Source organism: Streptomyces sp. TE5632, from assembly GCF_054061295.1.
In genome coordinates this window covers 1,801,950-1,814,743 of record NZ_JBSSEA010000003.1, presented here as the reverse complement: position 1 = coordinate 1,814,743, position 12,794 = coordinate 1,801,950, and the positions used below count along the sequence as shown (strand labels likewise).

Sequence of the window (12,794 nt, the reverse complement as noted above, 5' to 3'; positions counted from 1 at the left end):
GGGAATGACCGGCGAAAGGCCGGAGAGCGCGGGCTGATCACCGAAGGGGCCGGGAAACCGCCGCGGAACCGGCCACCGTGGCTCGACCGATACCCTGGGGGTGTGACGTTCCCGGTAGTCGGCATGGTCGGCGGGGGGCAGCTCGCTCGTATGACACACGAGGCGGGCATCCCGCTCGGCATCAGGTTCAAGCTCCTCAGTGACACTCCGCAGGATTCCGCGGCGCAGGTCGTCAGCGATGTCGTCGTCGGCGACTACCGCGACCTGGACACGCTGCGTGCCTTCGCGCGCGGCTGCGACGTGATCACCTTCGACCACGAGCACGTGCCCACTGAGCACCTCAGGGCCCTGGAGGCCGACGGCATCCCCGTCCGCCCCGGCCCCGACGCGCTGGTGCACGCCCAGGACAAGGGCGTGATGCGCGCGAAGCTCGACGCGATGGGCGTGCCCTGCCCGCGGCACCGCATCGTCACCGATCCCCAGGACGTGGCCGCGTTCGCGGCGGAGGGCGCGGGCTTCCCGGTGGTCCTCAAGACCGTCCGCGGCGGCTACGACGGCAAGGGCGTGTGGGTCGTCGACTCCGCCGAGGAGGCCGCCGAGCCCTTCAAGGCCGGCGTCCCGGTGCTGGCCGAGGAGAAGGTCGACTTCGTGCGCGAGCTGGCCGCCAACGTGGTCCGCTCCCCGCACGGCCAGGCCGTCGCCTACCCGGTCGTCGAGTCCCAGCAGGTCGACGGCGTCTGCGACACGGTGATCGCCCCCGCCCCCGACCTCGACGAGGCCCTCGCGCTGCGCGCCGAGGAGATGGCGCTGAACATAGCCAAGGAACTCGGCGTCGTCGGCCATCTCGCCGTGGAGCTGTTCCAGACCCGCGACGGGCGCGTCCTCGTCAACGAACTCGCGATGCGCCCGCACAACTCCGGCCACTGGTCCATGGACGGCGCGATCACCTCCCAGTTCGCCAACCACGTCCGCGCCGTCCTCGACCTCCCGCTCGGCGACCCGCGCCCGCGCGCCAAGTGGACGGTCATGGCCAACGTCCTCGGCGGCGACTACCCCGACATGTACTCCGCCTACCTGCACTGCATGGCCCGCGACCCCCAGCTGAAGATCCACATGTACGGCAAGGACGTGAAGCCCGGCCGCAAGGTCGGCCACGTCAACACCTACGGCGACGACCTGGACGACGTGCTGGAACGCGCCCGTCACGCAGCCGGCTACCTGAGAGGCACGATCACCGAATGAGCCCCAGCCCCGTAGTCGGCATCGTCATGGGATCGGACTCCGACTGGCCCGTCATGGAGGCCGCGGCCAAGGCCCTCGACGAGTTCGAGATCGACCACGAGGTCGACGTCGTCTCCGCGCACCGCATGCCCCGCGAGATGATCGCCTACGGCGAGCAGGCCGCGGACCGGGGGCTGAAGGTGATCATCGCGGGTGCGGGCGGCGCGGCCCATCTGCCCGGCATGCTCGCCTCGGTCACCCCGCTGCCCGTCATCGGCGTCCCGGTGCCGCTGAAGCACCTCGACGGCATGGACAGCCTGCTCTCCATCGTGCAGATGCCGGCCGGTGTCCCGGTCGCCACCGTCTCGGTGGCCGGCGCCCGCAACGCGGGCCTGCTGGCGGTCCGTATGCTCGCCGCCCACGACGAGGAACTCCTCGGCCGGATGCGGGAGTTCCAGCAGGACCTCAACGACCAGGCCACGGAGAAGGGCAAGCGCCTGCGCGCCAGGGCCGAAGGCTCCGGCAACGGCTTCGGTTTCGGGAAGTGAGTCCCGTGACCGCTCCCGACGGTGCCTCACTCGACGCCGCCCGCGCCCTCCTCGCCGACTTCCCCGTCGTGGACGGGCACAACGACCTGCCCTGGGCACTGCGCGAACAGGTCCGCTACGACCTCGACGCCCGGAACATCGCCGACGACCAGACCGCGCACCTGCACACCGACATCCCCCGGCTGCGCGCGGGCGGCGTGGGTGCCCAGTTCTGGTCGGTGTACGTCCGCGCGGACCTGCCCGACGCGGTGCCGGCCACTCTGGAACAGATCGACTGCGTGCGGCAGTTGCTGGCCCGACACCCGAAGGACCTGGCGCCCGCGCTGACCGCCGCCGACATGGAGGCCGCCCGCGGACAGGGCCGCATCGCCTCGCTCATGGGGGCGGAGGGCGGCCATTCCATCGCCAACTCCCTCGGTACCCTGCGCGGGTTGTACGACCTCGGCGTGCGCTATCTGACCCTCACCCACAACTACAACGTGGACTGGGCGGACTCGGCGACGGACGAGCCCGGCGTGGGCGGCCTGTCGGCGTTCGGCCGCGAGGTGGTCCGCGAGATGAACCGGCTCGGCATGCTGGTCGACCTCTCGCACGTCGCCGCCACGACCATGCGGGACGCTCTGGACGCCACGTCCGCGCCGGTGATCTTCTCCCACTCCTCCGCCCGCGCGGTCTGCGACCACCCGCGCAACATCCCGGACGACGTACTGGAGCGGCTGCCCGCCAACGGCGGTGTCGCGATGGTGACGTTCGTACCGAAGTTCGTGCTCCAGGCGGCGGTCGACTGGACGGCCGAGGCCGACGAGAACATGCGCGCCCACGGTTTCCACCACCTGGAGACCACCGCGGAGGCGATGAAGGTGCACGCCGCCTTCGAGGAGCGCCGCCCGCGCCCGGTCGCCACGGTCGCCACGGTGGCCGACCATCTGGACCACATGCGTGAGGTGGCCGGCGTCGACCACCTCGGCATCGGCGGCGACTACGACGGCACCGCCTTCACCCCGGACGGCCTGAACGACGTCTCCGGCTACCCGAACCTGATCGCCGAGCTGCACGACCGCGGCTGGTCCAGGTCCGACCTGGCCAAGCTGACCTGGCAGAACGCGGTACGGGTACTGGGCGCCGCCGAGGACACGGCCCGGGAGCTCCGGGCGATCCGCGGACCGTCCCACGCGACCATCGAGTCGCTCGACGGCTGAGCGCACCGGCGCACCCGAACGGGGGCGGAGGGCGGGTACGTACCCGCCCTCCGCCCCCGTTTCCCGTACCCGCCCGGTCGGTGCTGCTCGATCAGGGCTGTTCGATCCGGCACAGGCGGAACGGATGCCCCGCCGGATCGGCGTACACCCGGAAGCCTTGCTCGGGATTCTCCCGGTCCAGTACCCGCACCCCCGGCGCCGGCACCTTCTGCTGGGCCTCGTCGACCTCCTCCCAGGTGCCGCCCGTGTCGAGGACGAGGTGGAACCACTGGGCGTTGTGGTCGGCCCGCGGCCGGTCCGGCGGGGCGTACCCGGGTGCCCGCTGGAAGGCCGGCCGCGGTCCCGCGGGGATCTGGAGCACCACCCGGTCCGGGTCCTGCTCCTCGGGCGTGCCGCCCGCGACGGCCGCGTAGAAGCGGCCCGGTTCGCGTGGCTCGGGGCAGTCGACGACGGATCGCGGACGGGCCACCGCGGTCATGGGTCCTCCCGGTTCAGCAGGCGCACAGGCAGAACGGGTGCCCCGCCGGGTCCGCGTAGACCCGGAAGGTCCGCGAGCGGTCCTCCGTCTCCAGCGGCTTCGCACCGAGCGCCAGCACCTCCTTCTCCGCGGCGTCCAGGTCCTCGACGGTCAGGTCCAGGTGGAACTGCTGCGAGTGGTCGGGCGCCGGCCACCGGGGCGGTACGTGTCCGGGGGCCGCCTGGAACGCGAGCGTGGGCCCGCCGGGCACCCGGAGGTCCACCCAGTCACCCTCGTCCACGATCGTGCCGCCCACCACCTCGGCGTAGAAACCGGCCAGCGCACGCGGATCGGGGCAGTCCAGGACGACGGCGCCCACCTTGGCAACGGACATGACTTCCTCCTCGAATCCCTCGGTTACCCGTAAAGGCGGGTAGCCAGTAACCGTTACTGCATGCTGCCGTACAGGAGGTAACGTCGCAAGGGGAAACGCACGGGGACGCGAGAGGTACCGTCCGGACATGAGTGAGAGATCGGCTGCGCCCGGTGGGCTGGCCCTGGTCGAGGGCCTCGTCAACACGCTCGACCTGGAGACGGGCGCCGACGCGTTGGACACGGCGGACGGCCGCGCCCGCTTCGGACTCCCGGAGGACGACGCGGCAGGTGTCGAGGCGGCACGCGAGCTGCGCGAGGCGCTGCGCGCGGCCCTGCTCGCCCACGCCGGCCATCCGCCGCACCGCGAGGTCGTCCCGCTCGGCGTGCTGCTCGCGCGTGCCCCGCTGGTGGTCACCGTCGACCCGGCGGACGGCTCCGCCGCCCTCGCCCCCGTCGACGAGGGGCCCCTGCTCTCGCGGATCGCGGCGGCCGTGGCGGAAGCGGTCACGGCGGGCACCTGGAACAGACTGAAGGCCTGCGAGGCCGCCGAATGCCACTGGGCGTACTACGACCGCAGTCCCGCCGGGCGCGGCCGCTGGTGTTCCATGCAGGTGTGCGGGGCCCGCGCCAAGATGCGCCGCTACCGCGCGAAGGGGGCTTGAAGGGGAAGAGGAGCAGAGGGGCGGAGGGGCCCCGAGGGAGCCCTGCGGCGGCCGATGGGCCCCGGGAGCCCCGCCCGGCCCACCCCGTGGTGCAGAATGCAGTCGGACGCCGGTTCGGCCGACTGAGCCTCGGCCGAACCGGCGTCACCCGCTCCGTCAGGCGGTGGGGCGGCCCATCGCGCGGTGGCGCCAGCCGGCCCGGCGCCACGCCTCGGCGTCCAGGGCGTTGCGTCCGTCGAGGACCAGCCGCTGGGCCGCGACCTCGCCCAGCGCCGCCGGGTCCAGCTCGCGGAACTCCCGCCACTCCGTCAGGTGCAGCACGACGTCGGCACCGCGCACCGCCTCGAGCGCCGAGTCCGCGTATCCCAGGGTGGGGAAGAGGCGCCGGGCGTTGTCCATGCCCTTCGGGTCGTACACGGTGACCTGGCCGCCCTGGAGGTGTATCTGGCCGGCGACGTTCAGCGCCGGCGAGTCCCGTACGTCGTCCGAGTCCGGCTTGAAGGTGGCGCCCAGCACCGCGACCCGCTTGCCCAGGAACGCCCCGCCGCCCAGCTCCTGCCGGGTCAGCTCCACCATTCGGCCGCGCTGGCGCATGTTGATCGAGTCGATCTCCCGCAGGAAGGTCAGCGCCTGGTCCGCGCCCAGCTCACCGGCGCGTGCCATGAACGCCCGGATGTCCTTCGGCAGGCACCCGCCGCCGAAACCGATCCCGGCCCGCAGGAACTTCGGGCCGATCCGGTCGTCGTACCCGATGGCCTCCGCCAGCCTGGCCACGTCACCGCCCGTGGCCTCGCACAGCTCGGCCATGGCGTTGATGAACGAGATCTTGGTGGCCAGGAAGGAGTTCGCGGAGGTCTTCACCAGCTCCGCGGTCGGGAAGTCGGTCGCCACGAACGGGGTGCCCTCGCCGACCGGTGTGGCGTACACCTCCCGCAGCAGCTTCTCCGCCCGCTCGCTGCGCACACCCGCCACGATCCGGTCCGGGTGCAGTGTGTCCTGGACGGCGAAGCCTTCGCGCAGGAACTCCGGGTTCCAGGCCAGCTCGGCGTCCGCGCCGGCCGGGGCGTGCTCGGCCAGGTAGGCGGCCAGCCGGTCGGCGGAGCCCACCGGCACGGTCGACTTGCCGACGACCAGCGCGGGGCCGGTCAGGTGCGGGGCCAGCGAGGCGAACGCGGAGTCGACGTACGACATGTCGCAGGCGTACTCGCCGTGCCGCTGCGGAGTGTTCACGCAGACGAAGTGGATGTCGCCGAACGCCCCGACCTCGGCCCAGTCCATGGTGAACCGCAGCCTGCCGGTGGACCCCTCGATCCCCGCCACATGCCGGCGCAGCAGCTCATCGAGACCCGGCTCGTACATCGGGACCTCGCCCCGCCGGAGCATGTCGATCTTCTCCGGCACGACATCGAGGCCCAGCACCTCGAACCCGAGCTCCGCCATGGCCGCGGCGTGTGTCGCACCGAGATAACCGGTGCCGATCACGGTGATCCTGAGGGCCATGCGTGCTCCAAGGGGTATACGGCAGGTAGTGCGGGCCCGAGCATAACCGGGGGCGGCGGGCGCGCCGCAGCGGGCGACCCGGCAGTTGTCGGCAAACTCACGTACTCCCGCACGGGCGGGAGTTCTACTATGGGAGTTACTTAACGGTAGTTAGCATCATCAGAGCGTCGCCCTCGTCGCCCTCGTCGTCTTTGGAGTGAGAGACCTTGGCCGGATCGGCTGACTTCGACCTGTACCGCCCGTCCGAGGAGCACGACATGCTCCGCGACGCCGTCCGCTCGCTGGCCGAGGCGAAGATCGCGCCGTACGCCGCCGCGGTGGACGAGGACGCCCGCTTCCCGCAGGAGGCGCTCGACGCGCTGGTCGCGAACGACCTGCACGCCGTGCACGTGCCCGAACAGTACGGCGGCGCGGGCGCCGACGCGCTCGCCACGGTCATCGTGATCGAGGAGGTGGCCCGGGTCTGCGCCTCCTCCTCGCTCATCCCCGCCGTGAACAAGCTCGGCTCGCTGCCGGTGCTCCTCTCCGGTTCCGAGGCGCTGAAGAAGCAGTACCTGACCCCGCTCGCCCAGGGCGACGGCATGTTCTCCTACTGCCTCTCCGAGCCGGAGGCCGGCTCGGACGCGGCCGGCATGAAGACCCGGGCGGTCCGCGACGGCGACACCTACGTCCTCAACGGCGTCAAGCGCTGGATCACCAACGCCGGCGAGTCGGAGTACTACACGGTGATGGCGGTCACCGACCCCACCAAGCGCTCCAGGGGCATCTCCGCCTTCGTCGTGGAGAGGTCCGACGCGGGCGTCTCCTTCGGCGCCCCGGAGAGGAAGCTCGGCATCAAGGGCTCGCCCACCCGCGAGGTCTACCTCGACGACGTCCGCATCCCCGCCGACCGGATGATCGGCGAGGAGGGCACCGGCTTCGCCACCGCGATGCGGACCCTGGACCACACCCGCATCACCATCGCCGCCCAGGCCCTGGGCATCGCCCAGGGCGCCCTGGACTACGCCAAGGGCTACGTCAAGGAGCGCAAGCAGTTCGGCAAGCCGATCGCCGACTTCCAGGGCGTGCAGTTCATGCTCGCCGACATGGCCATGAAGATCGAGGCCGCCCGCCAGCTGACCTACGCGGCCGCGGCCAGGTCCGAGCGCGGTGATGCGGACCTCACCTTCCAGGGCGCCGCCGCCAAGTGCTTCGCCTCCGACGTCGCCATGGAGGTCACCACGGACGCCGTCCAGCTCCTCGGCGGCTACGGCTACACCCGCGACTACCCGGTGGAGCGGATGATGCGCGACGCGAAGATCACGCAGATCTACGAGGGCACCAACCAGGTCCAGCGGATCGTCATGGCCCGCAACCTGCCGTAGCAGTCGGCAGACCGACGACCGAAGGGTGCCCGGCGACGGGCACCCTTCACTTTTTGCCGGGCGCCTCGGGGCGCTCCCACACCTTTTCCGCCGTCGGTGCTTTCCCGCAGGCGCCGGGCGCGTCGTGTCCCGTGCCGGAGCCGGGGGCCGGGGGCTCCTGTGGTGGTCATGGAGGGGGAGGCGTAGGACGGAGAAGCGGGGGTCGAACCCCCGGCCCTCGCGGTCCCCGGGAGGAACCATGACCCAGCAGTCAGCCGCCGCGACCCCGATGAGCAAGGAGATGCAGGACTGCATCCAGGCGTGCATGTCCTGCCACGGTGTGTGCGAGGAGACCATGAGCTCGTGTCTGCAGATGGGCGGCCAGGCCCAGATGCCGATCATGCGGGCGCTCATGGACTGCTCGGAGATGACCCGTATGTGCGCCGACATGATGATGCGCCGTTCGCCGCTCGCGGGCGAGATGTGCGCGATGTGTGCGCGGGCCTGCGACCTGTGCGCCGAGGCGTGTATGTCCATGCCGGACGACGAGCAGATGATGCGCTGCGCCGAGGCGTGTCGCCGCTGTGCCGAGTCCTGCCGTGCCATGGCGGGCGCCACGATGTGACACCGCCGTCCGACACGGCCGAGGGCGCCGTTCGCCGGTGCCCTCGGCCCGTTGCGGGGTCAGTTGCCCTTGACGGTGACCTTCTCGTCGTTGTTCAGCTGGGTCACCAGCTGCTTGACCTTCGCCTTGTCCCAGAGCAGGTTGCCGCCGGAGGAACCCGCGATGGGCATGTTCATGGAGGTGCCGTCGCCGCCGCTGACGCCCTTCATCGCCCAGAACATGCCGGCCAGGTCGAACAGGCCCATCTCCTTGTCGACGATCAGGGAGTCCAGGCCCGCGCCCATGGTCGGGTACAGCCTGAACGGGTTCAGGACCGTGCTCGGCGTCGCCACCTGGCTCGAGAGGGCGGAGAGGAACTTCTGCTGGTTCTTCGTACGGTCCAGGTCGGAGCCGGCCAGCGCGTACCGGGTGCGGACGAAGGCGAGGGCCTCCTCGCCGTTCAGGGTCTGCTTGCCCTTCTTGAAGTCGGCGCCGGACTTGGTGTCCTTGATGTCCTGCGGTATGTCCATCTCCACGCCGCCGACCGCGTCCACGATGTTCGCGAAGCCGGCGAAGCCGATCTCCACGTAGTGGTCGATGTGCAGGCCCGTGTTGAACTCGACCGTGCGGACCAGGAGTTCGGGACCGTCCTCCGCGTACGCGGCGTTCAGCTTCACCTGTCGGCCCGTGCCCTGGAACGTCTTGCCGGACTCGGAGCCCTTGAAGGTGGGTATCTCCACGTTCGAGTCGCGGGGCAGCGAGATCAGGGTGGGGCCGTTGCTGCCGGTGTGCAGGATCATCATCGAGTCCGTGCGTTTGCCCTCGGCGGACCCGGGTGCGCAGCTTCTTCTTCTGCTCGTCGGTCAGCCCGGCCCGGCTGTCGGAGCCGACGATCAGGTAGTTCGTGCCCTCGCCCGCCTCCGGCCGGTCGAGGACGATGGACAGGTCGACCTCGCGGTTGAGCTTGGAGTCGGCCCAGAAGTAGGTGCCGACGGTCGTCACGACCAGCAGCGTCGCGACCGTGATCGCCGTCAGCTTGATGCGACGGCGCCAGTCCGGCGCGGGACCGTGCGCGTAACGGCCGTCGCCGCCCGGTCCGCCGTGGCCGCCCCCGGCGGGGGACCCGTAGACCTGGCCGGTGTTGTAATCGCCTTCATGGTTGCCGTAGTCGCCGTGGCCGCCGTGCCCGCGGCCGTCCACGTACGACGCCTGCTGCGGCACTCCGCCGCCGTACGCCCCCTGGCCGGGCGGGACCGCCGGGCCGCGGCGGACCTGCCGCATGACGCGGGCGCTCTCGGGCTGTGCGCTCCCGCTCCCGCGTCCGTAGCGGGCGCCGCGGTCGTCCTGGGGCCATGCCTCGGGCCAGTTAGTCATGCGCAACAGTGTGCAGGTCCGGGCCGCGTGCCGTACCAGTCACCGGAAAATAACAGCGGCGCTGTTGCCAAGCTGACACAAATTCCCCGGATGCGGCCTCGGCATAAGGTGGAGGCCATGACAGATCAGGCTCCAGCCGCACCCACGGAGATTCCCGACATCCCGGGCAAGCCCACCTCGGCGTCGCGGACGACCCTCAGCCACATCATGACCCACAACGACACCAACCTGCTGGGTACGGTGCACGGCGGCGTGATCATGAAACTGGTCGACGACGCGGCGGGCGCGGTCGCCGGCCGCCACTCCGGAGGACCCGCCGTCACCGCCTCCATGGACGAGATGGCCTTCCTGGAGCCGGTCCGCGTCGGCGACCTGGTCCATGTGAAGGCCCAGGTCAACTGGACCGGCCGGACGTCCATGGAGGTCGGCGTGCGGGTCCTGGCCGAGCGCTGGAACGAGTCCGCCCCGCCCACTCAGGTCGGCTCCGCCTACCTCGTCTTCGCGGCCGTCGACGCCGACGGCAAGCCGCGCCGGGTGCCGCCGGTGATACCGGAGACCGAGCGGGACCGGCGCCGTAGCCAGGAGGCCCAGATCCGCCGCACCCACCGCCTGGCCCGCCGCCGCGCCATCATGGAGCTGCGCGAGAAGCGGGCGGCGGAGGGGATCTCCGACTGACCCGGCCGACCCGACTGACCCGGCCGACCCGACTGACCCGGCCGACCCGACTGACCCGGCCGACCCGGCCGACCCGCGCGCCCGCTTCCCGCGGCCCCGCGCACCTCCGTCGCGGGCCTACGAGCACCCCACCTCGTCGCCCCGCACCACTCCGAACTCGTCCTTCCCGGGGTCCTCGGCCCGGACCTTGCGGACCTTCTCGAAGTCGCTGCCGGCGATCACCTTCAGGGTCGCGCCCTGCCCCTTCACCACACGCAGCTCACTGCCCGGCAGGGCGGCGGCGAGGGACTTCGCGGAGCGGTCCCAGCGGGGGTCGTGGGCGACGACGGTCCGCCGTACGGAGCGGTCCGCCGCGTTGACGGGGGCGCGGGTGGTGTTGAAGCCGGTCGCCGCGAGGGCCGCGTCCACGCGGCGGCCGAGCCCCTGGATCCCGGTGCCGTTCTCGACCTGGACGCGGATCTGCCGGGGGTCCACCGGGACGCGCAGCGCCGCGTCGGGCGAGGAGTGCGCGGAGAGCGGCTTGTCCTCGCGCAGCGCCTCGAAGATGTGCTTCGACTTCTCGGGATGCCACTTCAGGGTCGAGCCGAGGCCCTTGACCGCGACTCCCCGCTTCGCGAGCGGCACGGTGGTGAACTCGGAGGAGGAGGGCGAGAAGTTCCGCATCGCCCGCCCCAGGTCCAGCAGTTCGTCGGTGCCGAAGCCCTTGTCGGCGCGGACCGAACCGAGCACCGCGCGGGTCACGTCCCGGAACTTCATCGGATTCAGCAGGATCCCGGAGGACGTGGCCCGGTCCACCAGCGCCGCCATGAAGCGCTGTTGGCGTTTCATCCGGCCGAGGTCGGAGGCGCCGTCGACGTACCGGGCGCGTACGTACTGCAGGGCCTCGCCGCCCCGCAGGGTGTGCCGGCCGGCGGGCAGGTCGAGGCCGGTGTGGCTGTCCTTCAGCGGTTCGGTGGTGCACAGCTCGACACCGCCGACCACGTCGACGGTCTTCATGAAGCTGGTGAAGTCGAGCTCCAGGTAGTGGTCGATCTTCACCCGGGTCATCTTCTCCACCGTGCGCACGGTCAGCTGCGGCCCGCCCTCCGCGTACGCCGCGTTCAGTTTGACGGGGTGCCCCTCGTGCTCCTCGCCGCTCACCCGGTCGGTGTGCGGGGGCGTCATGGCGTACGAGTCGCGCGGCAGGCTGACGACGCTGGCCCGCTCCCGGTCCTCCGAGATGTGCACGATCATGATGGTGTCGGTGCAGTTGCAGGGTGTCCCGCCGAGCCGGTACTTCCGCCGCTGCTCCTTGTCGAGCTTCTCGCGGCCGTCCGTGCCGACGAGCAGGACGTTCATGCCGTGGCCGGCCTCGGGACGGTTCTTCATGTCCCGGAACGGGTCGACCCGGTCGATCCCCGAGTCGAGGCTGGTGACCACCGCGTGCCCGATCCCGGCGGAGGCGAGCACCACGACCGACAGCGTGGTCACCGCCCGCATGCCCCAGCGAGGCTTCCGGCGCCCCGCCGGTTTCGGACCGCCCCGGCCGGGCGGTCGCGGGCGGCGCTGCGGCCCGGAGCGGGGGCGGGGACGAGGGCGGGGGGACGGTGGCTGCGGGGGCAAAAGGAGGACACCTCCGAACGAGGGCCGTACGAGGGCCGCGGGACCGTACGGGGCCGTACGGAGCCGTGCCCGGGATCCCGAGCACCGTAGGCCGATACGATCTGCGGCCCGGCGCAGCCGCACCCGGCGCGCGCACCGCTGTCCCCCGTTCGCGGTAACGTGAGGCCCCTATGAACGCCAATCCCGACGTGCGGCACCCCGCCGTTTCCGTGATCATGCCCGTCCTCAACGAGGAAAGGTATCTGCGTGGCGCCGTCCACGCGATCCTCGCCCAGGAGTACGCCGGCGAGATGGAGGTCGTGATCGCCCTCGGTCCGTCCACGGACCGCACGGACGAGATCGCCGCCGAACTCGTGGCCGAGGACCCGCGGGTGCGTACCGTGCCCAACCCGACCGGCCGCACCCCGGCCGCCCTCAACGCGGCGATCAAGGCCTCGCGCCATCCGATCGTGGTCCGCGTCGACGGGCACGGGATGCTCTCGCCGGGCTACATCACCACCGCGGTACGGCTCCTCGAGGAGACCGGCGCGCAGAACGTCGGCGGCATCATGCACGCCGAGGGGGAGAACGACTGGGAGCACGCGGTCGCCGCCGCGATGACCTCGCGGATAGGCGTCGGCAACGCGGCCTTCCACACCGGTGGCGCGGCGGGCCCCGCCGAGACCGTCTACCTCGGGGTGTTCCGGCGCGAGGCGCTGGAGCGGCAGGGCGGCTACAACGTCGAGTTCATCCGCGCCCAGGACTGGGAGTTGAACTTCCGTATCCGCGAGGCCGGCGGGCTGGTCTGGTTCTCGCCGGAGCTGAAGGTGTCGTACCGGCCCCGGCCGAGCGTGCGGGCACTGGCCAAGCAGTACAAGGAATACGGCCGTTGGCGGCACGTCGTCGCCCGTTACCACTCCGGTTCCATCAACCTGCGGTATCTGGCCCCGCCGGCCGCGGTGTGCGCGATCGCGGCCGGAACCGTGGTGGGCGCGGCGCTCACGCCGTGGGGCTTCGTGGTGCCCGGCGGGTATCTCGCGGCGATCGTGCTGGGCTCCATACCCGCCGGCAAGGGGCTGCCGCTGAAGGCGCGGCTGCGGATACCGGTGGCGCTGGGCACCATGCACATGTCGTGGGGCTGGGGCTTTCTGACGAGCCCGCGCTCGCTCGCGAAGAAGGTCATCGCCTCCCGGCGGCCCGCGGTCCACGCGGACGCCCCGGCCACCTGACCCGCCTTCACCGCGGACACCACAGG

At 71.5% G+C, this 12,794-nt stretch carries 12 protein-coding genes and 1 pseudogene; 8 read left to right on the top strand and 5 right to left on the bottom strand.

Going from position 1 to position 12,794, the window contains the following annotated elements; all coding sequences use genetic code 11:
- The first annotated feature begins 102 nt into the window (after positions 1-102).
- From ACVW19_RS13285 to ACVW19_RS13275, 3 genes are read left to right on the top strand one after another with little or no spacing between them, the layout of a single operon-like run.
- Positions 103-1,242: a 5-(carboxyamino)imidazole ribonucleotide synthase gene (locus ACVW19_RS13285; protein ID WP_457459515.1), complete on the top strand. Its 1,140-nt coding sequence runs from the start codon at positions 103-105 to the stop codon at positions 1,240-1,242.
- Entirely contained in the window at positions 1,239-1,769 is a 531-nt protein-coding gene (gene purE / locus ACVW19_RS13280) for a 5-(carboxyamino)imidazole ribonucleotide mutase (protein WP_457459514.1), read from the top strand. Before ACVW19_RS13285 ends, purE begins: the two co-directional genes overlap by 4 nt.
- A 5-nt stretch (positions 1,770-1,774) precedes the next feature.
- On the top strand, positions 1,775-2,968 hold the full coding sequence (locus ACVW19_RS13275; RefSeq protein WP_457459512.1) for a dipeptidase: 1,194 nt from the start codon (positions 1,775-1,777) through the stop codon (positions 2,966-2,968).
- Between the two features lie 91 nt (positions 2,969-3,059).
- Here ACVW19_RS13275 and ACVW19_RS13270 read toward each other — a convergent pair whose 3' ends face one another.
- A complete protein-coding gene (locus ACVW19_RS13270; protein WP_457459510.1) occupies positions 3,060-3,446 on the bottom strand; it encodes a VOC family protein in 387 nt (128 codons plus the stop codon).
- A 13-nt stretch (positions 3,447-3,459) separates the two neighbouring features.
- Positions 3,460-3,819 (bottom strand): VOC family protein, encoded by a 360-nt coding sequence (locus tag ACVW19_RS13265; protein WP_202280613.1) that lies wholly within the window; start codon positions 3,817-3,819, stop codon positions 3,460-3,462.
- A gap of 127 nt (positions 3,820-3,946) precedes the next feature.
- Between ACVW19_RS13265 and ACVW19_RS13260 the strand changes: the two genes are divergently transcribed.
- Positions 3,947-4,462: a CGNR zinc finger domain-containing protein gene (locus ACVW19_RS13260; RefSeq protein ID WP_457459508.1), complete on the top strand. Its 516-nt coding sequence runs from the start codon at positions 3,947-3,949 to the stop codon at positions 4,460-4,462.
- A 156-nt stretch (positions 4,463-4,618) separates the two neighbouring features.
- Here the strand turns inward: ACVW19_RS13260 and ACVW19_RS13255 are convergent, their stop codons facing one another.
- A complete protein-coding gene (locus ACVW19_RS13255; protein ID WP_457459506.1) occupies positions 4,619-5,962 on the bottom strand; it encodes a UDP-glucose dehydrogenase family protein in 1,344 nt (447 codons plus the stop codon).
- A 206-nt stretch (positions 5,963-6,168) separates the two neighbouring features.
- On the opposite strand from ACVW19_RS13255, the gene ACVW19_RS13250 reads away from it, so the two are divergent.
- A complete protein-coding gene (locus tag ACVW19_RS13250) occupies positions 6,169-7,326 on the top strand; it encodes an acyl-CoA dehydrogenase (protein WP_457459504.1) in 1,158 nt (385 codons plus the stop codon).
- Positions 7,327-7,564: 238 nt separating this feature from the next.
- Positions 7,565-7,930, top strand: a complete 366-nt coding sequence (locus ACVW19_RS13245) for a four-helix bundle copper-binding protein (RefSeq protein WP_457459502.1) — start codon at positions 7,565-7,567, stop codon at positions 7,928-7,930.
- A gap of 59 nt (positions 7,931-7,989) precedes the next feature.
- Here ACVW19_RS13245 and ACVW19_RS13240 read toward each other — a convergent pair.
- A pseudogene (locus ACVW19_RS13240) lies at positions 7,990-9,190 on the bottom strand (LCP family protein).
- Positions 9,191-9,400: 210 nt separating this feature from the next.
- Here ACVW19_RS13240 and ACVW19_RS13235 point away from each other — a divergent pair.
- On the top strand, positions 9,401-9,958 hold the full coding sequence (locus ACVW19_RS13235; RefSeq protein ID WP_457459500.1) for an acyl-CoA thioesterase: 558 nt from the start codon (positions 9,401-9,403) through the stop codon (positions 9,956-9,958).
- A 117-nt stretch (positions 9,959-10,075) separates the two neighbouring features.
- Here the strand turns inward: ACVW19_RS13235 and ACVW19_RS13230 are convergent, their stop codons facing one another.
- The gene (locus ACVW19_RS13230) at positions 10,076-11,560 is read right to left on the bottom strand and encodes an LCP family protein (RefSeq protein ID WP_457459498.1); all 1,485 of its coding nucleotides are present in this window, start codon (positions 11,558-11,560) and stop codon (positions 10,076-10,078) included.
- 170 nt (positions 11,561-11,730) lie between these two features.
- Between ACVW19_RS13230 and ACVW19_RS13225 the strand changes: the two genes are divergently transcribed.
- Entirely contained in the window at positions 11,731-12,768 is a 1,038-nt protein-coding gene (locus tag ACVW19_RS13225; RefSeq protein ID WP_457459497.1) for a glycosyltransferase family 2 protein, read from the top strand.
- Positions 12,769-12,794: the final 26 nt, after the last annotated feature.